A 23,981-nucleotide genomic window follows, 5' to 3' on the forward strand; every position below is an offset into this window, starting at 1 on the left:
CACTCTCTCCGGCCGGCGAGGCGTTACCCCCGCCTTTGGATACGGCGCTCCTCATCCGAGCGCCGGAGGGACTTCAACCCTCCTGACCAGTGCGCTGCCCAGCGCACACTACGGCCTCTGCTGACTGCTCGCTCCGCCTCTCGGCGTCGCCCTTTCAGGCACGAGGCGAGCTCTCCCCGGGTAAGAACATCGACCTTCACCGCACGAGCGCCGGCTCTACGTCACCTCGCCTTGGTCACCGGAGCTTCGCGGTCTTTGGCCCGCTCGCTCCGCTCGGTGCCGCCTCACAGCCGGTTCCTGTTCGTCGCCCCGCGGCTTCGTTTCCCGCTTCCTTCACACCGGCCTCACGGTCCGATGCTCTGCGGTTCCCTTCGTTCGCGGTGACCTGCTCTCGGGAGGACTTTCACCTCCAAGTCGATGCCCATGCCGGGCGCACCAAAACAAACGGCCGGGCCCCCGAAGGAAGCCCGGCCGCCTTGTGTCCCTCGCGTGAGGGGCGAACTGCCTACTTCTTCAGCTTGCTCGCCATCACGTCGCCGAGGCGGGCCTTGGAGCCCTCGGCCTGGCGGCGGAGGTACTCGCGGTAGTCCTCGCCCTCGCCGATCAGGGCCTTCATCGACAGAGCGACCTTCCGGTCCTGGGTGTTGATGTCGATGATCTTGACCTCGACCTCCTGGCCCTCCTGCACCACGTCACGCGGGTTCTCGACGCGCTCCTCCTTCAGCTCGGAGACGTGCACGAGGCCCTCGATGCCGGGCTCGATCTCCACGAAGGCGCCGAAGTCCGTCACCTTGGTGACCTTGCCCTTCACGCGGCTGCCCACCGGGGTGCGCTCGGACAGGGTGTCCCAGGGATCCGGCTGGAGCTGCTTGATGCCCAGGCTGAAGCGCTCGTTCTCGACGTCGATGTTGAGCACCACCGCCTCGACCTCGTCGCCCTTCTTGAACATCTCGCCCGGGTGCTTGATGCGCTGGGTCCAGGAGATGTCGGACACGTGCACCAGGCCGTCCACGCCCTCCTCGACGCCGACGAACACGCCGAAGTCGGTGACGTTGCGGATCTGACCCTTGATGACGGAGCCGATCGGGTACTTGTCCTCGAGCAGCGTCCAGGGGTTCTGCTCGATCTGCTTCATGCCCAGGGCAATCCGCTTGGCCTTCGGATCGATGTCGAGAACCACGGCCTCGACCTCCTGGCCGACCTCGAGCATCTTGCTGGGGTGCTTGAGGCGCTTGGTCCAGGACATCTCGGACACGTGCACCAGACCCTCGACGCCCTGCTCGATCTCGATGAACGCGCCGTAGTCGGTGATGGAGACCGTCTTGCCGCGCACGCGGGTGCCGACCGGGTACTTCTCGTCGGCGCGGTGCCACGGATCCTCCTGGATCTGCTTGAGGCCCAGGCTGACGCGCTCCTGCGTCGGGTCGAACTTGAGGACGACGACGCGAACCTCGTCACCCACGTTGAACATCTCGCTGGGGTGACCGATGCGGCCCCAGGACATGTCGGTGATGTGGAGGAGGCCGTCGATGCCGCCGAGGTCGATGAAGGCGCCGTAGTCGGTGAGGTTCTTGACCACGCCCTTGAGGACCGCACCCTCCTTGAGGTTCTTGAGGGTCTCCTTCTTCATCTCCTCGCGCTGCTTCTCGAGCAGCACGCGGCGGGAGAGCACGATGTTGCCGCGCTTCTTGTTGAACTTGATGACCTTGAACTCGAATTCCTTCGAGATGTACTGGTCGAGGTTGCGCACCGGGCGGATATCCACCTGGCTGCCGGGGAGGAACGCCTTCACGCCGATGTCGACGGAGAGGCCACCCTTCACGCGGCCCACGATGGTGCCCTTGACGATCTCATCGCGCTCGCAGGCGGCGCTGATCTCGTCCCAGATGCGCATCTTGTCGGCCTTCTCCTTGGAGAGGACGACCATGCCGGTATCGTTCTCGCGGCTCTCCAGGAGGACCTCGACAGGGTCGCCCGCCTTGACGGAGACCTCGCCGCGAGGGCTGGTGAACTCGGAGATCGGAACCTGGCCCTCGGACTTGTAGCCGATGTCGACGATGGCGTAGTCCTTGGTCACCTGCACCACGGTGCCCTTGACGATCTCGCCCTCCTTGAGGATGCCCTCGCCGCCACGCTCCTTGAGCGAGGCCTCGAACATCGCGGCAAAATCCTCGTCGCCAACATCTCCGATCTGCTGGTTCACATTCTGCTGCATGAGATTGGGAGTCCTTCGAAACTGGTACAGCTGCCCCCGGTGGTTGACGGCAGCCACTCGCGGGGAGCTACGAGTGGCCCGCGAGCCCACTCCACAACGGAGTTGACTCGAAGGCGCGCACCCTAGACACCGGTTACACCGGCAGTCAAGCGAGCACGCGGTACTTGTTCACAGTCTTGATAATCCGGCCCGGGTGGGACGGGCACCCCCACCCCACCCGAAACCTCGTCCCGCGGGCCAGGTCGCCAGGCCTGCTGGCGCCTGTCCCCGAGGAGAAGGTGCTACCCCATGGGTAGTCGCGCCATCACCCCACGGCACGGGGTCCCCCGGCAGCGGGGGCCCTCGGCCCGGGGGGCGGGCGTTCAGTCGAGCAGCTTGAACGTCTCGCGGGCGATCACCAGGCGCTGCACCTCGCTGGTGCCCTCGTAGATGGTCTGCACGCGGGCGTCGCGGAAGTAGCGCTCCACGGGGAACTCGTCGATGTAGCCGTAGCCGCCGTGGATCTGCACCGCCTTGTCCACCGCCCGGTTGGACATCTCGCTGGCGTACAGCTTCGCCATGGAGGCCTCGCGGGTGAACGGCTGGCCCTCGTCCTTGAGGAACGCGGCCCGGTACGTCAGCAGCTCGGCCGCCTGGAGCTCCGTGGCCATGTTGGCCAGCATGAAGCGCAGGCCCTGGAACTCGCCAATGGGCTGGCCAAAGGCCTTGCGGTCCTTCGCGTAGCGGATGGAGGCCTCGAGCGCCGCCCGCGCCACGCCGCACGCCTGCGAGGCGATGCCGATGCGCCCACCATCCAGCGCGATCATCGCCAGCTTGAAACCATCCCCCTCCTTGCCCAGGAGGTTCTCCGCGGGGATCTCCATGTCCTCGAAGGTGAGGCTCACGGTGTTGGACGCACGCAGGCCCATCTTGTCCTCGTGCTTGCCGACGATGAGGCCCTTGGTCCCGCCCTCCACGATGAACGCGGAGATGCCCTTGTTCCCCTGCCCGCCCGTGAGGGCCCACACCACCATCACCCCCGCGTAGGCGCCGGAGGTGATCCACTGCTTGCTGCCGTTGATGACCCACTTGTCCCCGCGCCGCACCGCCGTGGTGCGCATGGCGCGCGGATCCGAGCCGGCGTGGGGCTCGGAGAGCGCGAACGAGCCCACCACCGCCTCGCCCGAGGTGATCCGCGTGACGTACTTCTCGCGCTGGGCCTCGGTGCCGAACTTGTGGATGAGCTCGCCACACATGTTGGTGACGGCCATGGCCACCGAGGTGGAGGCGCATGCGGCCGCCATCTCCATCATCGCCAGGGCATAGGAGGTGGTCCCCGCCTCGGCGCCGCCGTACTGGCCGGGGATGTTCACCCCCATGAGCCCCAGGGAGGCCAGCTCCTTGAAGAGCTCGACGGAGAAGAACTCCTCCCTGTCGAACTTGCGGGCCTGGGGCGCTACGCGCTCGCGGGCGAACTTGCGGGCGGTGTCGCGAATGAGCGTCTGCGTCTCGGTGAGCTCGAGGTTCACGGGAGCGGGTGTCCTACTTGATGGCCTTGAGGTTGAACGGGTACTCGATGGGGTACTCGCGCCCATCCGGCGGCGCCGGGAAGTTGATGCCGGTGAGCACACTCACCACGCACTCGTGCAGCCGCGCGTCCTTGATGGTCGTGCCGCTCCTGGCCACCTTGGCGTTGCGCACGAAGCCATCGGGCGAGATGGTGAAGGTCGTCATGATGCGGCCCTCCTCCACCTTGTTGCCCTTGGCCGCGAGCAGCTCCTCGTAGCAGTCCTGCACGTCACGCGCGTAGTACTGCATCACCTCGCGGATGGAGTCCGGGGTGAAGGGCAGCCGGCTGATGTCCGGAGGCGGAGGCCGCACCGGCTCCGCCTTCTTCTTCTCCTGTGCGGGGGCGGCCGCCTCGGGAGCGGTGTCCTTGGCGGACGCGCCCTTCTTCGCGGGCGAGCCCTGCGCGAACGCCAGGCCCGACCCGAGCACCACCACCATCAACAGGGAACGGTTCATCATGAACGGTTGGACTCCTAGTCCTTCAGCAGGTTGGCCGAGATGACGATGCGCTGGATCTCGCTCGTCCCCTCGTAGATTTCCGTGATGCGCGCGTCGCGCACGTGGCGCTCGGCGTCCATCTCCTTGGAGTAACCCATGCCGCCATGCACCTGCAGGGCCTTGTTGGCCACGCGGCTGGCCATCTCGCTGGCGTACAGCTTGGCCATGGCACTCTCGGCCGAGTGGCGCACGCCCTTGTCCTTGAGCAGCGCCGCCCGCAGCACGAGCATCCGGGCCGCGTCGATCTCCGTGGCCATGTCGGCGATCATGAACTGGATGGCCTGGTGCTCGCGGATGGCCTTGCCGAACGTCTTGCGCTCGCCCGAGTAGCGCACCGCCTCCTCGAAGGCCGCGCGGGCGATGCCCAACGCCTGCGACGCGATGCCGATGCGGCCACCGTCCAGCGTGCTCATGGCGATCTTGAAGCCGTCGCCCTCCTTGCCGAGCATGTTCCTGGCCGGCACGCGCATGTCCTCGAAGAACATGCTGCAGGAGTGCGCCGCGCTGATGCCCATCTTCTTGTCCGGCTCGGCGCGGATGAAGCCCGGGGTGTTGGTGGGCACGAGGAACGCGGTGATGCCCTTGTTGCCCGCCTCCTTGTTCGTCATCGTGAAGAGCACGATGGCGTCGGCCTTGGGGCCGTTGGTGATCCAGTTCTTCGAGCCGTTGATGACGTACTCGTCACCCTTGCGCACCGCGACGGTCTTCTGCGAGGCCGCGTCGCTGCCCGCCTCGGGCTCGGTGAGGCCGAAGCAACCCAGCTTCTCGCCCCGGGCGAACGGCGTGAGGAACTCGGCCTTCTGCTCCTCGGTGCCGTACTTCATCACCGGATCGCAGTAGAGCGAGTTGTTCACGCTCATGATGACGCCGTTGGAGGCGCAGCCACGGCTGATCTCCTCCATGGCCACCGCGTAGCAGACGTTGTCCAGGCCCGCGCCGCCGTACTGCTCCGGCACCGCCACGCCCAGCAGCGACAGCTCGGCCAGCTTCTTCACCGAGTCGGCGGGCCACTGGTGCGTCTCGTCCCACTTGCGGGCGTTGGGGATCAGCTCGCGCGCGGCGAACTCGCGGCACATCCGCTGGATCTCGCGCTGGACATCGGTCAGCTCGAAGTTCATGGCACTCCTGGTCGGGAAAGAAGGGCGCGGGGGTACATATACGGGGCCGCGCGCCTGGGAACAGCGATTGCAAGAGGGGCAGGCAAGCACGAGTTGCCGCGCCCATTAGTCTGCCCGAAGGCTCCCCAGAGCAGCCCGGGGAGCCGTCCGCTACCGGACTACTTGCCGGTGAAGCCGGCCGGACGCTTCTCCAGGAAGGCCTTCATGCCCTCCTTCTGGTCCTCCGAGCCGAAGAGCACCGCGAAGCCCTGGCGCTCCAGCTCGTTGGCCGCCCGGAGATCCTGGTCCGCGCCGAACTCGATGACGCGCTTGGCCTGGGAGATGGCCAGTGGGCCGTTCTTGAGCATCTTCCCCGCCACCGCCTTGCAGTGGGCCAGGAGCTGATCCGCCGGGAGCACGTCGAGCACCAGGCCGATCTCCTTGGCCTTGGCCGCGTCCAGGCGCTCACCCGTGAAGACGAGCTCCTTCGCGCGCATCTTGCCCACCACGCGGGTGAGCCGCTGCGTGCCGCCGAAGCCCGGGATGACGCCGAGGCTCACCTCGGGCAGGCCCAGCTTCGCCTTCTCCGAGGCGTAGATGAGATCGCACGCGAGGGCCAGCTCACACCCGCCGCCGAGCGCGAAGCCGTTCACCGCGGCGATGGTGGGGATGGGCAGCTGCTCGAGCGTCTGGAAGGCACGGTGACCCAGGGCGGCGAACTCCCGCGCCTGCGCCGCGCTGATGGACGCCATCTCCGCGATGTCCGCACCGGCCACGAAGGCCTTGTCGCCGCCACCCGTGATGATGAGCGCACGGGCCGTGGCGGGCAGGGACAGGAGCGCGGACTCGAGCTCCTGGAGCGTCTTGCTGTTGAGGGCGTTGAGCGCCTTGGGACGATCGATGGTGAGGATCGCGATCGCGTCCTCGGTCTCCAGCCGGATGTTCTCGTAGGCCATGGGGAAGTCCTCGTCCTAGTACTTGTAGAAACCGCGGCCGCTCTTCTTGCCGTACCAGCCGGCGTCCACGTACTGCCGCAGCAGCGGGCTCGGGCGGTACTTGTCGTCACCCAGGCCCTTGTGGAGCACCTCGGCGATGTAGAGCACCGTGTCCAGGCCGATGAAGTCCGCCAGCTGCAGCGGGCCCATGGGCTGGTTGGTGCCCAGCTTCATCGCCGTGTCGATGTCCTCCGCCGTCCCCAGCCCCTCCTGCAGCGCGAAGCAGGCCTCGTTCAGCATCGGAATCAGGATGCGGTTCACGATGAAGCCCGGGAAGTCCTTGGAGACCACCGTGGTCTTCCCCATCTTCTCCGCCAGCGCCTTCGTCGTCTGGTACGTCGCGTCCGACGTCGCCGCGCCCCGGATCAGCTCCACCAGCTGCATCACCGGCACCGGGTTCATGAAGTGCATGCCGATCACGTTCTCGGGGCGCTTCGTCGCCGCGGCGATCCGCGTGATGGGGATGGACGAGGTGTTCGTGGCCAGGATGCCGCCCGGCTTCACCACGCCGTCCAGCTCCAAGAAGATGCGGCGCTTGAGGTCCTCGTTCTCCGTCACCGCCTCGATGGCGAAGTCCACGTCCTTCACCTCGGTGGCGCTCGTGGCGGTGGCGAGGTTCGTGTTCGCCGCCTCGAGCCGGGCCGCGTCCAGCTTGCCCTTCTCCACCAGCTTCTTCAGGCCCGCCTTGATGCGCTCGGCACCCTTGGCGAGGCCCTCCTTCGAGACATCCACCAGGGTGACCCGCAGGCCAGCCTGCAGCGCCACCTGGGCGATGCCCGACCCCATCTGACCTGCCCCGACGACGATGATGTGCTCCGATGCCATGGCGTTCGAGACCCCTTGCTCGGTAAACGAGGAACCGGGCGCGCTATAGCCCTCGCTCCCCCACCGGTCAACGACTCACGGGGAACCGAAGTGTCCGCTCGGCGCGCTCCTCCTCGTCTCCGAGTGTCAGGCGCTCCACAAGCGGCGGCCTCGAGGGTCCGCTCTCACCTCGGGCGAACACCCACACCTCGTACGTCCCCGCGGGCAACCGCGCCTCCAGGGTGACCAGGCCCGGTGGACCGGACTGGAACGAGCGCGTCTCGCGCTTCACCAGCTCGCCGTCCGCGTTCTTCACCTGGAAGTCGAGCGCCCGGATCTCACTCCAGCCCGGGCCCTCCAACCGCCACGCCAGCTCGCGCTCGGGAGTGTCCGCGCCCTTCCACAGCCACAGGCCCAGCGCCACCAGCAACAGGAGGGGCAGCCGCCTCAGCAGCGGGTGTTGTCTCCAGTTCCGCCGCTCGCCGCCCTCCACGCGCTCACTCCTTCTTCGTCGCGGCCTTCTTGCCGCCTCGGCGCGTGTGCAGCTCGCTGACGGTCACCTTGGCCCGGCCCGGCGTGCCCGTCTCGCCCTGCTCCTGCTCCTCGTGAGGCACCAGGCGGATCTGCGCCTTCACCTCGATGGTCATCCCCGAGACCACCTTGAGCAGCTCGTCGCGCAGCTTCTCCGACTGGAGGAAGCGCCGCAGCTCCTCGGAGACGACCCGGCCCACCTCGTCCTTCGTCTTCTCCGCCTGCCCGAGGATGTAGCCGAGCACTTCCTTGGGCAGCTTCAGCTGGCCAGCCAGCGAGCGGATGCCCTCCTCCGTCATGAAGAGGGCCCCCAGTCCCGCCACCGCCACCTTGCGCACGAACTCGGGCACGAAGCCCGCGCGAGAACCCTCCCGCTCCGGCTCGTCTCCGAGCAACGGATCGAAGTCGTCGTTGTCGTCTTCGGGGGCCTTGCTGCCGGGCGCCATAGGGTCCTCGGGGTTCGCGGGGAGTGACTAGCGTATCACCGGCAGCTTCACCGCCACCCGCATGTTCTCGGTGGACACGCGGCCCGCGATGTTGCGCGCCATCGCCACGAAGGCCTGGGCCTCGGCGCTCTCCGGGTGGCTGATCACCACCGGCACGCCCGCGTCACCCGCCTCGCGGATCTTCAGCTCCAGGGGAATCTCCCCCAGGAACGGGATGCCGAACATCTCCGCCGCCTTGCGGCCGCCGCCCCGGTTGAAGATGGCCGTGGCCTTCGAGCAGTGCGGGCACACGAACTGGCTCATGTTCTCCACGATGCCCAGCACCGGGATGTGCACCTTGTCGAACATCTGCTTGGCGCGCACCACGTCCGCCAGCGCCACGTCCTGCGGCGTCGTCACCAGCACCGCGCCCGACGCCTTCACCGACTGCGACAGCGACAGCGCCACGTCACCCGTGCCCGGCGGCAAGTCCAGCACCAGGTAGTCCAGCTCGCCCCAGCGCACGTCGCGCACCAGCTGCATCAGCGCCCCGTGCAGCATGGGCCCGCGCCAGATGAGCGCCTGATCCGCCTCCACCAGGAAGCCGATCGACATGACCTTCAGGCCGTGCTTCTCCAGCGGCAGCAGCGTCTTGCCATCCGGGCTCACCGGCTTCTCCGTGATGCCCGTCATCAGCGGCACCGAGGGGCCGTAGAAGTCCGCGTCCAGCAGGCCCACCTTCGCGCCCTCGCGCGCCAGCGCCGCCGCCAGGTTCACCGACACCGTGCTCTTGCCCACGCCACCCTTGCCGGCGCCCACCAGGATCACGTTCTTCACCTGCGGGAGGATCGCCTGCCCCCCGGCGTTCGGCGCCGAGCGCACCTGCGCGCCCCACTCGATGTCGAACGTCTTCAGCCCCGGCACCTGCTTGAGCGCCGCCTCGGCGTCCGCCTGGATCTTCCCCTTCATCGGGCAGGCCGGCGTGGTCAGCTCGATCTTGAGCTTCGCCTTGTCTCCGTCCACGCGGACGTCCTTCACCATCCCGGCCTTCACGAGGTCGATGTGCAGCTCGGGATCCATCACCTTCGACATCGCCGCGAGGATGTCGCGCTCGGAAACACTCATCTGTGTACCTGAATCCTTTGAATCCGGGGGGCGCGCCGAAATAGCCAGCGGCCCCCCCGGTGTCAACCTCGTCTAATCCAGCGTCTCCCCGGCCGCACCTCTTCTCATTCGATCGCGGCCACCCGGTACTCGCCTGCCTCCCGGACCAGCCGTACGGCCCGGTCCGTCCCCAGGGGGAACTCCGCCCCCGACGCCGTCACCCGCACGTCCCCCTCCAGGGCGAGCCGCGCCCGGCGTACCCGCTCGGCCGACAGGGGCTCGCGCTTGAAGTCCTCGCGCAGGCGCTCGGGGGTGTAGCGGGCACGCAGGGGATCGCTCAGCAGCGACCAGGCCTTGTTCCAGTGGCCCGCCTCCACCGCGTCCAGGAAGCCCTTCAGGGCCGCCCGGGGCGCGTCCTCGGGTTTCTCCTCGACGACCCGCCAGCCTTCCTTCGCCTGGACCAGCGTGAGGGCCGCGGCTCGCGCCTGGAGCTCCGGGAGGGCCTCGCGCACCTCCTTCGCCCGGGCCTGACGGACCGAGGCGTCCGCGTAGTGCTCCAGGAACGCGGGCCGGGCCTCGGCGGGGGCGCTCGTCAACGCGTAGGCCTCCGCCAGCCGGTTCTCCTCCAACGCCCGGGCGTAGGACGCCGCCACCTCCGAGGGCCCCGGTGTGTGGACACAGCCCGTGGCCGCCCCGGACACGGCCAGGGACAGCGTGGACAGCGCTCCCAGGACCCTGCGCAGCGGGCCTCCCGGTGTGCCCTTCTTCATCGCCGCCCCCGAGACCGAGCCCGGTGGCCGGCACGCACCGCAATACACCTCACCCTCGTACGCATAGGCCTCCGAGACCTGGAGCCCCACCCCGCAGCGCGAGCACTCCATGGCCGCCGTCGCCGGAGCGGAGGGCCGCGCCTGGGGCACCACCCCCGTGGGCGGCGGCCGGGTCTCCGTCACGCCCGCCAGCGCCTCGAAGGCGCCCGCGTCCAACCACACCCCCTCGCACGAGGGGCACACGTCCACGGGACTGGCGCTCGTCACCACCCGCCGCAGGCGCTCGGAGCAGGCCGGGCAACGCACGGGCTCGCTCCGGCACGTGGGGCACACCGCCTCCGCCCGGCCCACCGGGTGCCCCGACCTCCGGCACCTCGAGAAGGTCTGCCCCTTCATGGCCAGGAAGCTCCGCGCCGGGGGCCGATCCGGGAAACGCTCCAGCTCGCCCCGATCGAACCACAGCCCGTGACAGCGCGGGCAGGTGTCGATTTCCACATGGGAGACGCGCAAGGGCCGCAGCGGCTGGTTCTCACAGAGGGGACAGGGGCGCGCCATGCGGGCCGGGAGGTTACTCGAAACGCTCCCCTCCCTTGAACCCCAGCAGGCTCCAGGCCGTTGGACAGAAGGCATAAACCCCCGCCCACGCGTTCCCCAGCAACAGCTTCAGCAGCGAGAAGCCCCGATCCCCTCCCCCATACGTCCGCAGCTCGAAGCGCCCCGCCGGCACCTTCGCCAGCGCCATCGCGTGACGGCACGCCTCCTCGAAGCCCCCCACCTTGTCCACCAGCCCCACCCCCAACGCCCGCGTGCCGCTGTACACCCGCCCCTCTCCCAGCGCGTGGATCTCCGCCGTCGTCCGGCCCCGCGCCTTCGCCACGTGCTCGAGGAAGGCCTGGTACGTCTCCTCCATCTCGAGCTCCATCAGGGCCCGCTCGTGCTCGGTGAAGCCCCGCGAGCTCGAGTAGATGCCCGCCGTCTCTCCCCGCGTTATCAGCGTGCGGTGCACCCCCAGCTTCTCCATCAGCTCCGAGGTGTCGAACTTCCCCGAGAACACACCGATGGAGCCCACCACCGAGTGCTGCGTGGCCCAGATCTCCCTGGCGCCCAGCGCGGCCATGTAGCCGCCGCTCGCCGCCACCTGATCCACGAAGGCGATGACCGGCTTCTTCTTGGCCACCCGCTGCACCGCCTCCAGCATGATCTCCGAGGCCACCGCCGAGCCTCCCGGGCTCGCCACGTACAGCACCACCGCCTTCACCCTCCGGTTGCGCCCCGCCGCGCGCAGCGCCTTCACCACCGTGTCCGAGCCCGCCGTCCGCCCCGGCGTTCCCTTGCCCGGGACGATCATCCCCGACACGGGCACCACCCCCAGCCGCGGCCTCGGACGCAGCGGACGCCACCGCACCGGCGGCCACGGCAGCCGCGCCCGGTACATCGGCATCGGCTCCACGCCCTCGTCGTCCTCGTCCTCCTCCTCCTGCTTCCCGCCCCCGAGCCGCGCGGGCAGATCCGCCTCGTCACACGTCCCGTCGATGAGGCCTCCCGCCATCGCGCGCTTCGCGCTGTAGGGGCCCGCGTCGATCCACGCCCTCACCTCCTCCGGCGTGCGCCGCCTCCCCCGCGCCACGCCGTCCACCAGGTCCACGTACCGCTCGTCCAGGAAGGACTCGAGCGTCTGCCGCTGGATGTCCGACACGTGCGCGTGCGTGAAGAGCTCCGGCGCCGTCTTGTACGCGCCCCGCCGCAAGAAGTGCGCCTTGATGCCAATCCGGCCCAGGCCCTCGCCCAGCGCGGTGGCCTCCGCGGCGAAGCCCACCAGATCCAACCGGCCCGCCGGGGACAGCAGCACCTCGTCCGCCGCGCACATCACCTGGTAGCCCACGTTGTCCACGCTCACCGCCCACGCCACCACCCGCTTGCCCGCCGCCCGGAAGTCCCCGAGCAGCTTCTCCAGCACCTCCCGCTTGGCCGGCGGCACCTCCAGGTCCTCCAGCACCAGGAGGATGCCCTTCACCTTCTCATCCTTCGCCAGCAGCTCCAGCGCCTCGCGGAAGGACTCCAGCGACGTCACCGTGGCGGGCTCGGGACGGCCCTGCCCTCCCAGGCCCAGGGGCAGGCGGGAACGCCGGGGCCGCTCCCGGTAGGGGGGATCCCCCGCCAGCCGGAAGCGCACATAGGCCGGCCGGCTCCGGGCCCCCAACAGGCGGAACGGGAGACCCAACAGCACCCTCAACAGCACCAGCAGGTTGATCAGGGGAATGACGAGGAAGCGCACGGGTCTGGCGCCTAATGGAGCGCCGGGGGGGAAGCAAGCCCTGTTCTACGCACCTGTCAGGTCGTGGTAGGCTGCGCCGCCATGCGCCTCCCCCTCTTCTCGCGTCTGCTGGCCGTCCTCGTGCTCGTCACTGGCGGCGCCGCCCTCGCCCAGCGGCGGCAGCTGCAGAGCTTCCAGGGCGAAGAAATGACCCAGGAGGAGCGTGACACCGCCCGCTCCCGCCCCAAGTACAACATCAACTCGTACAACCGGGACATCCAGATCAAGGAAGAGCCCATCCCCTGGAAGGCCATCGGCCTGGGCGTCATCGCGATGCTCGTGGCCGCGCCCTTCGCGTATCGCGCGTACCGGGGCACCACCAAGGAGATGTCCGAGGCCAACACGTTCGGCGTCGCCAGCTCCCGCGGCGAGGTCGCCGAAGACGAGCAGGCGTAGCCTCCCGCGAGGGCCTTCCATGAAGCGTGCCCCGTCCCCCCTGTCCCTGGTGCTCGCCGGCTGCCTGTCCCTGGGAGCCCTCCTGAGCGCCTCCGCCGCGTCCAAGCCCAAGGCGAAGGCCGCCGAGGCCAAGGGTGGCCCTGGCCTGCCCGCGCCGGACTACCTCCCCGAGGATGCCCGCGCCCTGCTGCGCAAGAAGATGGCCCGCCACGGGCAGGACGCGCGCGATCTGATGTTCAGCGTGACGCTGCTCCGCTACGACGTGGCGCGCGCCACCGCCGAGCGCATCGCCGCCGAGCCCCGGATCGATCGTCCCCAGGCAGGCTCCGAGGACGAGCCCGCCGCCTTCCTGCCCGAGCGCTTCTTCGTCCTCCAGGACGAGGTGCGCAGGCGGGCCCAGGCCGTCGCCGCCGCCGCCGGGAAGAAGGACGACGCGGCGCTCTCCGAGAGCTACGGCCTGCTCGTGCAGACGTGCGTCTCCTGTCACTCGGTGTACCTGAAGCGCGAGTAGGTACGCACTGCGCGGTACCCTATGACCAGCCCGCCGCCCCGCTGGAGAGCCCCATTCCGCCTATACTTTCCTCAACTAGCACCAAACGCGTCGAGGGCCCTTTTCTGGTGGAGATGGTGGTTCCGCTGCCCCCGAGCGGAGGTGACCTGGCCTCCCTCTGGGCGAGCGGAACTTTTCAGGTCACCCGTTTCGACCCTTTTGCGCGTTTGGTGCTAGCGCTCAACGTGCGCTTCAATGGCTCGCTCGATCTGCTCGGCAATATCTTCGCCAGTTTGAATGGCTAGTTCATGCCCTTCAGGAGTGTAGTCAAGCGGTGTCCTCACGTCCGCAAGAGGCATGAGTTTGCGAATAATGCCTTTCAGAACGCTCGCCTTACGGCCATGGGGGATGTGGTCTGGGATCGTGATCGTGATCTTCGTCATGTCTTTTACTTTGCGGCGTTCGATGGCCTGCCGAGTGGCACGCTGCTAGACATTTTAAAGTGCCTGTTCCGGTAGAGACCGTCCCTGCCCGATTGCTCCTCGGGCGAGGATGCAGGTCTGCCTACTACCGGAACAGACACTTAGCCCATATGCGCACAAACAAGGCTATGGCCAACACTCGGTGTCCTGCGTCTGCATTACATGAACCATTGGAAACGCGAGTACCCGCGAGTACCACGGTGCTATGGCCTCTCGCGATCATCGCCATGGGGACTCTTCAGTTGGTGTTTCCTGCAGATGGCTGCATTGGTGTCAGACGCCAGAGAGAGGTGAGCTTCGCGAGCAACCTCTTCTGCCGTGCCTCCACTACAGCAGGCGTCCAGGTAGATTCATGGAGAACCTCACTGGTCAACACGAATGGCGATCCACCGCTTTTCGCGGTTGCCAGATATTTGGCCTTTTTGGGCGTGAACTCCAAGTTGGATGCTTCGCTGTTCTTCCTGCGTGAGAGCAGCGCGAGATTGCCGAGCCGGTGCACAAACGCCGAACGCTGAGCGTCGTTGAACAACGTTCTCCACTGACTATTCGACGGTGGATTTCGTGGGAGCACATGCTCGACAGTGATCACCGGGTAGTCGTATGAGGCCGAGCCGTCGGACAGCGTTTGATCAAGCCGAAGGAGTACATAGAGCCGGATCCGCTGTTCTTCATACAAGTTACCATCGAGGATACTTAATATCCTGGTCTGCTCATCCGCAGTGAATTGCAGAGGAGAGGTATCGGCGTACAGATCGTCACCGCGCTCCATTGCCTCAAGCAGTTGACCATAGCGTCGGATGCGATCGTTGATGTTGTTCCGAAGGAACATCATCCCAGCGGCGAGGCGCTCAAGGTCACGTAGGAAGCGAAGTACTGCAGCAGATTCCTTGAAAGGCGACGGCTCAGCCCGGCGGTATGCGGCGAGACATCGGAGCGCCGGAGGAATCCAGTCGACGTTTTCGATACCTACTCGCTCACCATTCCCCAGCATCCAGCTCAGCAGTTGGTTGATCTCGTCAGCGTGCTCGCTGCTCGTGAAGCTGGCTGTCAACAGGTCCTCGTACGCTTCGGCCATTGGCAGCAACTCGCTGTCGATGAGCTTGGCTGGATCTGGGTACTTAGTGACAACAACCTCGCGAAATTCCTTGAGCACGGTGCCCTTGAGCTTTGTTCGTGCATGGATCATTCGGATGTGGGCAAACAGATCGTTGAACGCAGTGCGCCCCAGGCGGTTTTCGTGCGCCTCCCACTTCTTCGCGAACGTCGGCCTGTCATCGGTCGGGATGCCGCCAACAATCTCGGCTTTGAGAATGTCTGCGTGCGAAAGATCCAGCCCGCGATCGTTAAGCACCGAGAAGATCCGGTAAGCAGCATCGAGGTCTGGTGTGGACACCACGACGAGGAAGCACCGGGTCAGGAGGTAACGAGTCAGCCGCAGCCGGGCATCGTCGCTGAGCTTCTTGGCTGAATCATAGAGCGCGAGTGTGTTAGCGCGGATCCTTCGTTGCGTCTCAAGCTTGAGGACTTTTGGGTCGAGGGATGCAACTTTGTCGATACCCCCAGGGCGTTGAACATACTCCTGAAAGAAATCTCGATCATCGTCCCGTACACGAAGCCGGAAGCTCTCAGCGAGCCCGGTAAATTCATCACCAGGCTGATACAAGAAGCGATCGAGCTTTGATGCTTGGCTCTGTGGAAAAAGGGAACGAAGAACAGACAGTAGGATCGTTAGCGTGGTAAGCCGCTGCTGACCATCAACCACGTAGGACGCAGGACGCTCATCCTTGATGAGCACGATGCTACCAAGAAAGTAAGGTGCGATGTAGTCGAGTTGTTCGGTGCCCTCGCCAAGTGCAGCGCGCAGGTCTTCGAACAATGCGACCGCATGCTCAAGTTCCCAGGAATAGGGGCGCTGGTACTCTGGAATCTGAAACAGAAACTTTTCGTTGAAAACATCCTCGATGGGTAACTGGCGCCCCTCGATGGTGATCCTGAACTTCTGCATAACAGGCTCTCCCAAGAAACGAAAATTGGTCGCACTCCGTCCCGAATCTTAGCACTTGTGATGAACAGAGTCGCCTGTTGGACGTTGTAAAACGCGCCCGTCTCTTCCTGCAGCGCTTCTACGAGCGCGCCTTCCGATTCCTCGCCGGAGCCAAGGCCCTCGAGTCCACCCGGGACGCACACGAGTTGGGGCGCACCGCCCTCGGCCTGTCACCCTGAAGGCGGACCGCGCTGTCGGGTGCTCGACGCGGCCGGGCCGGAGTGTGCTCTGGAGCGCACGCACCGGCCCTTCCGGGTGGGTGTCCTCCCTGGCACCAGCTGCTGATCGTGCCGAGCCTGGGTTGGCCGCTCTCTCGTGGAGGCACCATGGGCACCCGGTCCGCGCTTCTCGCTTCATCCACTCCTGGAGCTCCTGGCACCCCGTGGACACCGCCCCTGCTGCTCGCCGGTCTCGTGAGCGCGGGGCTCGGGGTGCTGCGGAACCTGTGGTGGGCCGTGAAGTGCTTCGCGCGGGGGCTCGGCGGGCTCCTCACGGGCAGGTTCTCCACGGGCGGCCACGCGCTGCGCCGGGGCGTGTTGAAGCTGCTCGTCCAGATTCCCCTCGACGTCCTGCTGAGCCTGGGAGGCCGGGTGCTGAGCGGCATCCAGACGCTCCTCGGCCTCGAGCCCGTGGGCGGCCGGCTCGCTCCGAGGCAGATCGCCGAGCTGCGCAAGGTGTTCGGGGACAGCATCGACTACGAGCGGGTCCGCCTCAAGGTGGGCAGGCTCGGGCTGCTCTCGCTGGCCGGCCGCCCCTTCGTGCTCGGCCATACCCTCTACGTGCCTCGGGACGTGCCCCGGACGGACTCCGCCGCGCTCCAGCTCCCCATGCATCTGCTCGTCCAGGAGATGGGCCACGTCTGGCAGTACCAGGCGGGGGGCACCGACCACGTCTGCGAGACGCTCTGGAGCCAGTGGTTCGGCGAGGGCTCGGACTGGCGCACGGCCCTGGACGCGGGCCAGAGCTGGGGCGAGCTGGATCCCGAGCAGCAGGTCCGGCTCCTCAAGGTGGCCTACGCCCGCTCGGGCTACTTCGAGGCCCCCGGCCAGCGGTTCGTCGACGAGGACACGGGCGTGGACTACACCGGGCAGCTCGCGCGGGCCCTCGAGCAACTGCGGATGAGGAAGGGAGCGCCCTGACGGCTCGCCTCCCCGCCCGGACGCCGGGCGAACCCGTGAGATTGTTGCTTCGGCTCCGTACCCTGCGATGCTAGACGGCCCACCGGGCACGTCTCTCCAGGAGCCAGCAAGACCTCATGAATACGGCACTCGCCATGCGCGTGGAGGAACCTCCGCGCTCCGCCTTCCCGGGCCTCGACATCGATGAAGAGGCCTTCGCGCGGGACCTGCAGGCCCTGCGCACGGAGATGGAGTCCTCCCTCGGTCCCGAGGACCTCGCGCACTTCCGGAAGATCGAGCGCTGGGGCCGGGTGTGCTCGGCGCTCGGTTATGCGACGGCGTGGCTGGCACCCAATCCCCTCTCGGCGCTGCTGATCGCGCAGGGCAACACGGCGCGCTGGACGATGATGGCGCACCACGTGACGCACCGGGGTTACGACCGGGTGCCCGGCATGCCCGAGCACCGCACCGGGCGTGCGTTCGCCTCGGGGTGGCGCCGCTTCCTGGACTGGCCGGATTGGATCCACCCCGACGCGTGGCGGCACGAGCACAACGCGCTGCACCACGGGCGCACGGGCGAGACGGCGGATCCGGATCTGGTGGAGGAGAACACCGGGTTCCTGCGGAGCTCCTCCATGCCCCTGCTGGCGAAGTACGCGGTCGTGGCCTTCTTCGCCTGCACCTGGAAGCTGACGTACTACGCGCCCAACACCTTCCTGGAGTGGCGGCGGGCCGAGCGGCGGCGCGCGGGCGAGAAGGACGATGGGAGCACCCCGCGCCTGATCACGGCCTTCAACCCGCTCACCGCGGATGGCCGGGCGTTCTGGTGGACGTGCATCCTGCCCTACGTGGGCCTGCGCTTCGTGCTGCTGCCCGCCCTGTTCGCGCCGCTCGGGGCGTGGGCCGCGCTCAGCGTGCTGGCCAACAGCGTGCTCGCCGAGCTGCTCACGAACATCCAGAGCTTCGTGCTGATCGCGCCCAACCACGCGGGCGATGACCTCTACCGGTTCCACGATAAAGCGAAGAACAACGCGGAGTTCTGCGTCCGGCAGGTGATCGGCTCGGTGAACTACGCCACCGGGAGCGATGGGGTCGACTTCCTCCACGGCTGGCTCAACTACCAGATCGAGCACCACATCTGGCCCAGCCTGCCCATGAGCAAGTACCAGCAGGTGCAGCCCCGGGTGAAGGCGCTCTGCGAGAAGCACGGCGTGCCCTACGTGCAGGAGAGCGTCTTCCGCCGCGTGAAGAAGCTCGTGGACATCATGGTGGGACGTAACTCGATGCGCACGGTGCCCACCCGGTGACACCGGGACGGAGCCTGGGCCTCGTGGTGTGGGCCGTGCTGCTGGCCGGATGTGCCACGCAACGTTCCATGGGGCCGCCTCCGCGAGGCGCCTACGCTCAATCCGTGGACTCGGCGACACGGGGCTGCTTGAACAATCCGGCCTGCTACACCACCGCGCCGGGTGAAGAGGCCCTCATCCCGTGGCTGTCTCGCGCCCTGGAAGCGGCCCGGCTTCTCGTCACCCTCAAGGAGGTCCTCGACGAGGCCGATCTGCGCCTCATCGAGACAATCCTCGTCGAGTGCGCGAAGGAGGCGGACTTCCAGGTCAACGAGCGGGAGTATGGCGAGGGCAAATACCCGGACGACGCCGAGTGCGACAGGGTGGTCGGCCATGACGAGAAGCAGAACAAGATAACGCGGGCCATGGAGCTCGGGACGATGAAGCACGAGGTCGCCTTCGCCTGCGTACGGTTGCGGCTCCTCACCCGGTTCCCGGAAAACATCTCGATAGAACCCCGCTATGTGCCTGGCCCGTCACCAGGGCAATACGTGCTGACCGACCACGGGACGGGCTCGCTCAGACCAGACATCGTCCTGCACTTCGCGCGCAACCCCACCAGGGTTCAATGCGTCTACGACTTCAAGTTTCCCTGCACGCTCACCAGCAAGAGCAATCCCTTCTCTGGCAAGGTACGTACACAACTCGAATCGTACGATGCACTGGGCGGTAACTGCCCCTCAGCCATCGTGACGCCCCAGCTTGGACTCAACCATGAATGAGCACTATCCCCGCATCCGCCGATACGGACCCACGCGGCAGGGGGAGCGATTGCTCATCCGCGAGGTTGTTCAATTCACCTTCTACCTTCCTCACGACCACCACGACCTGGCCGTGGGGGTCGCGCGTGCCCTCGATGCCTACCAACGTGCGGTCGGCGTAGGTCCTGAGGCCATCAGCTACTGGGAGGACACTTCTAGCGAAACCTCCCATTCCATCGTGGAGAAGGGATGGCAGGCCATCCACGAATGTCTGCACCCCGGAACCCGCCGCATCTTCTTGGATGACTTCGGAGAGGAGACAGAGTTCTTCCGAAGAAATACCAAGCAAGGCTACGAGGTTTTCTTCAATCTGACCGGCGCCCCTTCGTTCGAGTACAACGGATACGGCTTCACGTATTGCGCCCGCCTGCCGTGGCGTTCTCCTCCGGAAGGCAGCGTCAGCGTGCTGCGGGCCACTCTTCCCACGGAGTACCTCGAGCAGCACGGCCCGGGACGGGTGAGGGAACTGGTCCTGGAAATGGCCTCTTCCCTGCGCTTCTCCACCGGCCATGCCGGCCTCGCTTTCGAACTCCTGGGCTCGCGCCGCCGCCTCCTGCCCGAAATCCGCACCGAGCTCTTCCGCTACCCGGGGGTGGACGCGTCCCACGTCGGAGTCCTCCTCTGCCGGCAGGGCACGCACGTGGAGGGTGTGCACTGGCTCAACTTCCTGGGCCAGCCCGTGCTCGGCGCGCTGGAGGGCGTGGCGGGCCTGCGTACCCGGCTCCACTCTCCTGGAACCACCGTGCAGGAGATGGAAGGCGAGCGCGCGCTGGTGACGCTCGGGCAGTGGCCAGAAGCCGGGGACATGGAACAGGGCCGCGACCTCCCCGCCTACCGCGAGCTCGCGCGCGTGCTGGAACCCTGGTCGGTCCCGTTCTCCCCGGGCTTCGTCAACTCCTGGAGGGGCTACACGGAAGAGGAAGTCCGGCGGTGGTGGCGCCGATTCCTCGACTGAGCCACACGGACGGGCTCCCGGCCTCGCTTCCGGTTACTGTCCCCTCATGTCCGGCCCCCGACCGAAGACGTGCGCCGCATGCGTCCGTGTTATCGTCGCCAACGAGGTGTACTACCGCTTCTCCCTCGTCCTGCAGGGTGAGCAGGACGTGCTCGGCCCCTCCGGTGGCGGCAGCTCCGAGGACGAGCTCGCCGCGCTCGTGAAGCAGCTCGAGGAGGGCCAGGAGTCCGCCCAGGAGCTGGAGGAACAGGTCCACTGGGAGCGCAGCGGCGTCGTGTGCTCGGCATGCCGCTCGGTGGTGGTGCGCACCCTGTCCGCGCCCCCCGAGGCCGCCGGGCCGCATTGAACGGCAGCCCGTGAGCCCTGGCGCTCAGCTCATCGCGGAGTGCCCTTGCGAGCCCTGGCCCTTCCCGTCTTCTGGGTGCCCTGCGGCCCCGTGCTGGAGGTGAAGGGCTCGATCAGCCCGACGATGTTTCCCTCCGGGTCCTTCATCATGGCGAAGTTGTAGCCGTCGACGGTGACGGGCTCCACGTAGGTGCTGCCGCCAAGCTTCCCGGCCTGCTCGAGCGTGGCCTTCAGGTCCTCCACGAGCAGGTAGAAGTTGCGGCCCGGCTCGAAGCCCGGCACCGACGGGTCCGCCTGCCCGATGCCTCCGAGCAGCGGCTGGGGCTCCCCGGGGAAGCGGATGTAGGCGAAGTTGCCGGTGCCGAACTGGTAGTTCCACCCGAAGAGCGAGCGGTAGAAGTCGAGCAGCGGCCCCTGCTTGTTGGCGATGATCTCGAACATCACCGAGGGGTGCTTGTTGGTGGGCGCCTGCTGGACCGCCGCCCGCGTGGGCCCGGCGGGCGGCACCTGGTTCCAGTAGCTCACCGTGAGCTGATCCGAGTCCTTCCGGCGCAGGCCCAGGCCCTCGTAGGCCTCGGGGCTGTCCGGCCGGGTCCAGGTGAGCGCGTAGCTCTCCATCCGAGGATCCGTCCCGTCCGGCAGGGGCTTGATGGTGAGCGTGCCCGTGAAGAAGGGCGGTTGCGAGATGGGCGTGCCCGGATTCCAGATGCGCACGTCGTACTGGCCGGGCAGGCCGCTCCGGTTCCTCCCCTTCTTCTCGGCGATCTCGATGCCCGTCTTGCCGTTGATGCCGTGCCCCGACACGCTCCAGCTGCCCTCGAGCCGGCCGGGCTCGATGCGATAGAGGGCCACTCCGTTCACCCGCGGCGGCTCGCGGGTGAAGCCCGCCTGGAGCTCCAGGAACTGGACCTGGATGAAGGGCTTGCCCGGGGTGTTCGATGGCCCGAGGAACAGAGCGCCGTGCTCCTTCACGAAGCGGGTGAAGCGAGGGCCATTCACGTGATCCAGGAAGGCCTGCGTGTTCGCATAGGTCTCGACGAACACCACCTCCTGGGGAACGGAGGCCGGCAGCGAGGGGGGCAGCCCCCGCTCATCCACGACGGGAGTGTGGACGCGGTACATGAGCGTCCCGGGCTCGTTCGCGCGCACCTCCTCGGCGAGTCTCTCGAGGGCACGCACGCCCTCCTTCTCGCGGCCCTTCCGGAAGATCCACTTCGAGATCAGATGCACGGGAGCGTCTTGGGACGTCTTCATGAGTTCTTCCCCTCCGTCGAGACATCGAGCCTATCGAAGGCGTATCCCAGGCCCACCACGCCAAATGCCACCTCGGCCACGAGCACCGCCGCCGCGGAGGCCCCCGCGAAGGGCAGTGCCCACACGCCCAGGTCCAGCAGCCACTCCAGACCGAAACCCACCCCGGCCGCGAGCAATGCCGCGGGCAACATTCCCACCAGCAGCACCAGCAGGGTCCCCCCCAGCGTCAGCAACCGCTGCCCGAGTGCCTCCAGGCCCCGCACCCGCTCGCCCTCGGGCGGCAGCCACGCCGGAAACAGCACCACCGTCGCGTTCTGCACGAACAGCCCCCCGAGCGACACCGCCGGCAGCACCCACAGCGCCCCCAGTCCCGCCGCCACCCACAGCGCCGTGTACGTACCTCCCTGCCACACCGCCATCGCCATCGCCAGCACGACGAGCCCCGCCTGCGCCACCCCGAGCAGCAGCGCCGGCGCGGCGAGCTCCGCCGCCACCACCTGCCTCCCCGTGAGCGGCAACGCCCGGAGCTGCTCCAGCCTCGGCAGATCCATCCGCAGATCGAACCGCAGCGCGGACGGCCCGAAGAAGCACAGCACCCCCGCCAGCCCCGCGCACAGCGGCGCCATGAACAGGCGCACGTTGTCGAGCGCCTCGGACAGGCCCCGGCCCGAGGCCACCGCCGCCACCAGGCCGCCCACCAGCCCCGCGGCGAGCAGCCGCCCCGCCCCACCCAGCCGCCGCCCGGCGATGAGGTTCTTCCAGAGGATCGCCACCTCCGGCCGGCCCGTGGGCGCGAGCTCGAAGTACGCGGGGCGCATCCGCGGGAGCGTGGCATGGCCGCCCCCCCGCGAGAGCTGCTCCCGGAGCCGGGCCCGCTCCTCGGCCCTCACCACCGCCGCCTCCTCGAAGGCCACCGCCGCCCGCATCACCCACACGTAGTGCACGGCGAACAGGCCCAGCCCGAGCGGCAGTGTCCTCAGGAAGCTCCCCACGTCCGGCGCGAGCGGCAGGGCCACCAGCAACCGTCCCGGCCCCAGGGCCGGCGAGTCCATCAACGAGGCCAGCAACGCATGGAGCTCCCGGGCGTTCTTCAGCTCGGTGGGCAACGGGTGCTCGCGCAGCGCGGACAGCGCGGCGATGAACATCAACGCGCTCGCGGCGGTGAGGGCCGCCCAGCGCAGCGCCGTCCCCGCCCCTCCATACCGGGCGAGCCGCGTCCGCACGAAGGAAGCCGCCGTCACGTGCAGGTGCACCGTGGACAGCGTCACGGTGGCGCCCAGGAAGAAGAGGACGGGGTGCCCGTTCATCACGCGGCTCACGAAGAGGGTGGCCACGAAGGCGCCCATGGCCGCGCCCACCAGGCCTCGCGCGAGCTTGTAGTGCAGCAGCCCCCGCCGCGACACGGGCGCGGGGAAGAACTGCTGCACCTCCGTCTCGTTGAAGGACAGCGAGGGCCGGTCCGGTCCCAGCGCCCAGGCGGACAGCACCGTGCTCAGCATCGCGACCGCGAGCATGAACTGGCTGAAGAGCTGCGCCCCGGGAGGCACCGGGTCCTCCTGTCCCGCGAAGCTCAACCGCCGCAGGAACACGGAGTACACGTACAGCCCGCCCACCACCGCGCCCACCAGGTACTTCGGCTGGCGCAGGCGCTGCAACTGGCGCAGCACCCGGTTGCGTGCCGAGGCCACCCACAGGAACGTCACCGCACGCGGAAAGCTCACGGCGCCTCCCGATCCGGCCGCGGCTCGGGGGACGCGCTCGTGATCCGGATGAAGAGCTCCTCCAGCGACGCCGCCGAGCCATCCGGCCCACTGAGCTGCGCGCGGATGTCCGCCAGCGTCCCGAGCGCCACCGCGCGCCCCCCGGCGATGACGAGGATGCGGTGGCACAGCTCCTCCACCAGCGGCAGCAGGTGCGAGGAGAGCACCAGCGCCGTCCCCGCCTCCGCCCGCTGGCGCAGAGACGCCTTCATGCGCCGGATGGCCAGGGGATCCAGGCCCGTGAGCGGCTCGTCGAGGATGATGAGCCGCGGCGAGTGCAGGAAGCCGCAGGCGATGGACAGCTTCTGCTTCATCCCGCGCGACAGCTCCCCGGGCAGGGCCTTCTCCTTGCCGGCCAGCTCCATCTCGTCCAGCAGCGCCCGCGCCCGCTCCTCCCAGTCCGCCACCCCGTACAGCCGGGCCACGAAGTTCAGGTGCTCCCAGACGGTGAGGTACTCGAAGAGGCGCGGCTCGTCCGGAAGGAACGCCAGGGCGTGCTTGGCCTGGACCGGCTCGCCCGCCAGGTCATGCCCCGCCACCCGCACGCGCCCGCTGGAGGGCGGCAGGATGCCCGCCAGGCAGCGCAGCGTGGTCGTCTTCCCCGCCCCGTTGGGTCCCACCAGCCCGAGCACCTCGCCCGGAGCGACCTGGAAGGTCAGCCCCTGCACGGCCCTCACGTCGCCGTAGGTCTTCTCCAGCCCTTCCACATCCAGCACCGGCGCCCTCATC

General features: G+C 67.7%; 24 protein-coding genes. 8 read left to right on the top strand and 16 right to left on the bottom strand.

The window, feature by feature from the left end; translation table 11 throughout:
- Nucleotides 1-505: 505 nt before the first annotated feature.
- From VFZ09_RS36190 to sppA, 11 genes are all read right to left on the bottom strand, one after another.
- Complete coding sequence (locus tag VFZ09_RS36190; protein ID WP_043390918.1) at nucleotides 506-2,215, bottom strand: 30S ribosomal protein S1; 1,710 nt, start codon at nucleotides 2,213-2,215, stop codon at nucleotides 506-508.
- A gap of 362 nt (nucleotides 2,216-2,577) precedes the next feature.
- Entirely contained in the window at nucleotides 2,578-3,723 is a 1,146-nt protein-coding gene (locus VFZ09_RS36195) for an acyl-CoA dehydrogenase family protein (RefSeq protein ID WP_329732323.1), read from the bottom strand.
- 13 nt (nucleotides 3,724-3,736) lie between these two features.
- A complete protein-coding gene (locus tag VFZ09_RS36200; protein WP_329732324.1) occupies nucleotides 3,737-4,222 on the bottom strand; it encodes an AgmX/PglI C-terminal domain-containing protein in 486 nt (161 codons plus the stop codon).
- Between the two features lie 14 nt (nucleotides 4,223-4,236).
- Nucleotides 4,237-5,379: an acyl-CoA dehydrogenase gene (locus tag VFZ09_RS36205; protein ID WP_329732325.1), complete on the bottom strand. Its 1,143-nt coding sequence runs from the start codon at nucleotides 5,377-5,379 to the stop codon at nucleotides 4,237-4,239.
- Nucleotides 5,380-5,537: 158 nt separating this feature from the next.
- Nucleotides 5,538-6,314: an enoyl-CoA hydratase/isomerase family protein gene (locus tag VFZ09_RS36210; protein WP_329732326.1), complete on the bottom strand. Its 777-nt coding sequence runs from the start codon at nucleotides 6,312-6,314 to the stop codon at nucleotides 5,538-5,540.
- A 15-nt stretch (nucleotides 6,315-6,329) separates the two neighbouring features.
- Nucleotides 6,330-7,178 carry a 3-hydroxybutyryl-CoA dehydrogenase gene (locus VFZ09_RS36215; protein WP_329732327.1) on the bottom strand — a complete coding sequence of 283 codons (849 nt, stop codon included), beginning with the start codon at nucleotides 7,176-7,178 and terminating at the stop codon, nucleotides 6,330-6,332.
- Between the two features lie 67 nt (nucleotides 7,179-7,245).
- Entirely contained in the window at nucleotides 7,246-7,650 is a 405-nt protein-coding gene (locus VFZ09_RS36220) for a hypothetical protein (RefSeq protein WP_329732328.1), read from the bottom strand.
- 4 nt (nucleotides 7,651-7,654) lie between these two features.
- On the bottom strand, nucleotides 7,655-8,134 hold the full coding sequence (locus VFZ09_RS36225; RefSeq protein WP_329732329.1) for a hypothetical protein: 480 nt from the start codon (nucleotides 8,132-8,134) through the stop codon (nucleotides 7,655-7,657).
- 27 nt (nucleotides 8,135-8,161) lie between these two features.
- Nucleotides 8,162-9,238 (bottom strand): Mrp/NBP35 family ATP-binding protein, encoded by a 1,077-nt coding sequence (locus VFZ09_RS36230; protein ID WP_329732330.1) that lies wholly within the window; start codon nucleotides 9,236-9,238, stop codon nucleotides 8,162-8,164.
- 104 nt (nucleotides 9,239-9,342) lie between these two features.
- Nucleotides 9,343-10,542 (bottom strand): zf-TFIIB domain-containing protein, encoded by a 1,200-nt coding sequence (locus tag VFZ09_RS36235; RefSeq protein ID WP_329732331.1) that lies wholly within the window; start codon nucleotides 10,540-10,542, stop codon nucleotides 9,343-9,345.
- A 13-nt stretch (nucleotides 10,543-10,555) separates the two neighbouring features.
- Nucleotides 10,556-12,262 (bottom strand): signal peptide peptidase SppA, encoded by a 1,707-nt coding sequence (gene sppA / locus VFZ09_RS36240; RefSeq protein ID WP_329732332.1) that lies wholly within the window; start codon nucleotides 12,260-12,262, stop codon nucleotides 10,556-10,558.
- Nucleotides 12,263-12,343: 81 nt separating this feature from the next.
- Here sppA and VFZ09_RS36245 point away from each other — a divergent pair, with 81 nt between their 5' ends.
- Together VFZ09_RS36245 and VFZ09_RS36250 are read left to right on the top strand one after the other, a co-directional pair.
- Nucleotides 12,344-12,697 carry a hypothetical protein gene (locus tag VFZ09_RS36245; protein WP_329732333.1) on the top strand — a complete coding sequence of 118 codons (354 nt, stop codon included), beginning with the start codon at nucleotides 12,344-12,346 and terminating at the stop codon, nucleotides 12,695-12,697.
- 19 nt (nucleotides 12,698-12,716) lie between these two features.
- Nucleotides 12,717-13,208 carry a hypothetical protein gene (locus VFZ09_RS36250; RefSeq protein ID WP_329732334.1) on the top strand — a complete coding sequence of 164 codons (492 nt, stop codon included), beginning with the start codon at nucleotides 12,717-12,719 and terminating at the stop codon, nucleotides 13,206-13,208.
- Nucleotides 13,209-13,420: 212 nt separating this feature from the next.
- Here VFZ09_RS36250 and VFZ09_RS36255 read toward each other — a convergent pair whose 3' ends face one another.
- Nucleotides 13,421-13,630: a hypothetical protein gene (locus VFZ09_RS36255; RefSeq protein WP_329732335.1), complete on the bottom strand. Its 210-nt coding sequence runs from the start codon at nucleotides 13,628-13,630 to the stop codon at nucleotides 13,421-13,423.
- 277 nt (nucleotides 13,631-13,907) lie between these two features.
- Nucleotides 13,908-15,674, bottom strand: coding sequence for a DUF262 domain-containing HNH endonuclease family protein (locus tag VFZ09_RS36260; protein ID WP_329732336.1), 1,767 nt, complete (start codon nucleotides 15,672-15,674; stop codon nucleotides 13,908-13,910).
- A gap of 77 nt (nucleotides 15,675-15,751) precedes the next feature.
- On the opposite strand from VFZ09_RS36260, the gene VFZ09_RS36265 reads away from it, so the two are divergent.
- The 6 genes from VFZ09_RS36265 (at nucleotide 15,752) to VFZ09_RS36290 (ending at nucleotide 20,239) form a co-directional block, all read left to right on the top strand.
- Nucleotides 15,752-15,892 carry a hypothetical protein gene (locus tag VFZ09_RS36265; protein WP_329732337.1) on the top strand — a complete coding sequence of 47 codons (141 nt, stop codon included), beginning with the start codon at nucleotides 15,752-15,754 and terminating at the stop codon, nucleotides 15,890-15,892.
- Between the two features lie 147 nt (nucleotides 15,893-16,039).
- Nucleotides 16,040-16,852: a hypothetical protein gene (locus VFZ09_RS36270; RefSeq protein ID WP_329732338.1), complete on the top strand. Its 813-nt coding sequence runs from the start codon at nucleotides 16,040-16,042 to the stop codon at nucleotides 16,850-16,852.
- 116 nt (nucleotides 16,853-16,968) lie between these two features.
- Complete coding sequence (locus tag VFZ09_RS36275) at nucleotides 16,969-18,138, top strand: fatty acid desaturase family protein (protein WP_329732339.1); 1,170 nt, start codon at nucleotides 16,969-16,971, stop codon at nucleotides 18,136-18,138.
- On the top strand, nucleotides 18,135-18,899 hold the full coding sequence (locus VFZ09_RS36280; protein WP_329732340.1) for a hypothetical protein: 765 nt from the start codon (nucleotides 18,135-18,137) through the stop codon (nucleotides 18,897-18,899). The genes VFZ09_RS36275 and VFZ09_RS36280 overlap by 4 nt, the downstream gene beginning before the upstream one ends.
- Nucleotides 18,892-19,893, top strand: coding sequence for a type VI immunity family protein (locus VFZ09_RS36285; protein WP_329732341.1), 1,002 nt, complete (start codon nucleotides 18,892-18,894; stop codon nucleotides 19,891-19,893). The genes VFZ09_RS36280 and VFZ09_RS36285 overlap by 8 nt, the downstream gene beginning before the upstream one ends.
- A 46-nt stretch (nucleotides 19,894-19,939) precedes the next feature.
- Nucleotides 19,940-20,239 (top strand): hypothetical protein, encoded by a 300-nt coding sequence (locus VFZ09_RS36290; protein ID WP_329732342.1) that lies wholly within the window; start codon nucleotides 19,940-19,942, stop codon nucleotides 20,237-20,239.
- A gap of 29 nt (nucleotides 20,240-20,268) precedes the next feature.
- On the opposite strand, the gene VFZ09_RS36295 is transcribed toward VFZ09_RS36290, so the two are convergent.
- The 3 genes from VFZ09_RS36295 to VFZ09_RS36305 are packed head-to-tail and all read right to left on the bottom strand — an operon-like array spanning nucleotide 20,269 to nucleotide 23,980.
- Nucleotides 20,269-21,492, bottom strand: a complete 1,224-nt coding sequence (locus VFZ09_RS36295) for an antibiotic biosynthesis monooxygenase (RefSeq protein ID WP_329732343.1) — start codon at nucleotides 21,490-21,492, stop codon at nucleotides 20,269-20,271.
- Nucleotides 21,489-23,213: a putative ABC exporter domain-containing protein gene (locus VFZ09_RS36300; protein ID WP_329732344.1), complete on the bottom strand. Its 1,725-nt coding sequence runs from the start codon at nucleotides 23,211-23,213 to the stop codon at nucleotides 21,489-21,491. The genes VFZ09_RS36295 and VFZ09_RS36300 overlap by 4 nt, the downstream gene beginning before the upstream one ends.
- Nucleotides 23,210-23,980: an ABC transporter ATP-binding protein gene (locus VFZ09_RS36305; RefSeq protein ID WP_414640783.1), complete on the bottom strand. Its 771-nt coding sequence runs from the start codon at nucleotides 23,978-23,980 to the stop codon at nucleotides 23,210-23,212. The genes VFZ09_RS36300 and VFZ09_RS36305 overlap by 4 nt, the downstream gene beginning before the upstream one ends.
- Between the last annotated feature and the right edge of the window lies 1 nt (nucleotide 23,981).

The organism is Archangium sp. (assembly GCF_036277355.1).
GTDB lineage: Bacteria > Myxococcota > Myxococcia > Myxococcales > Myxococcaceae > Archangium.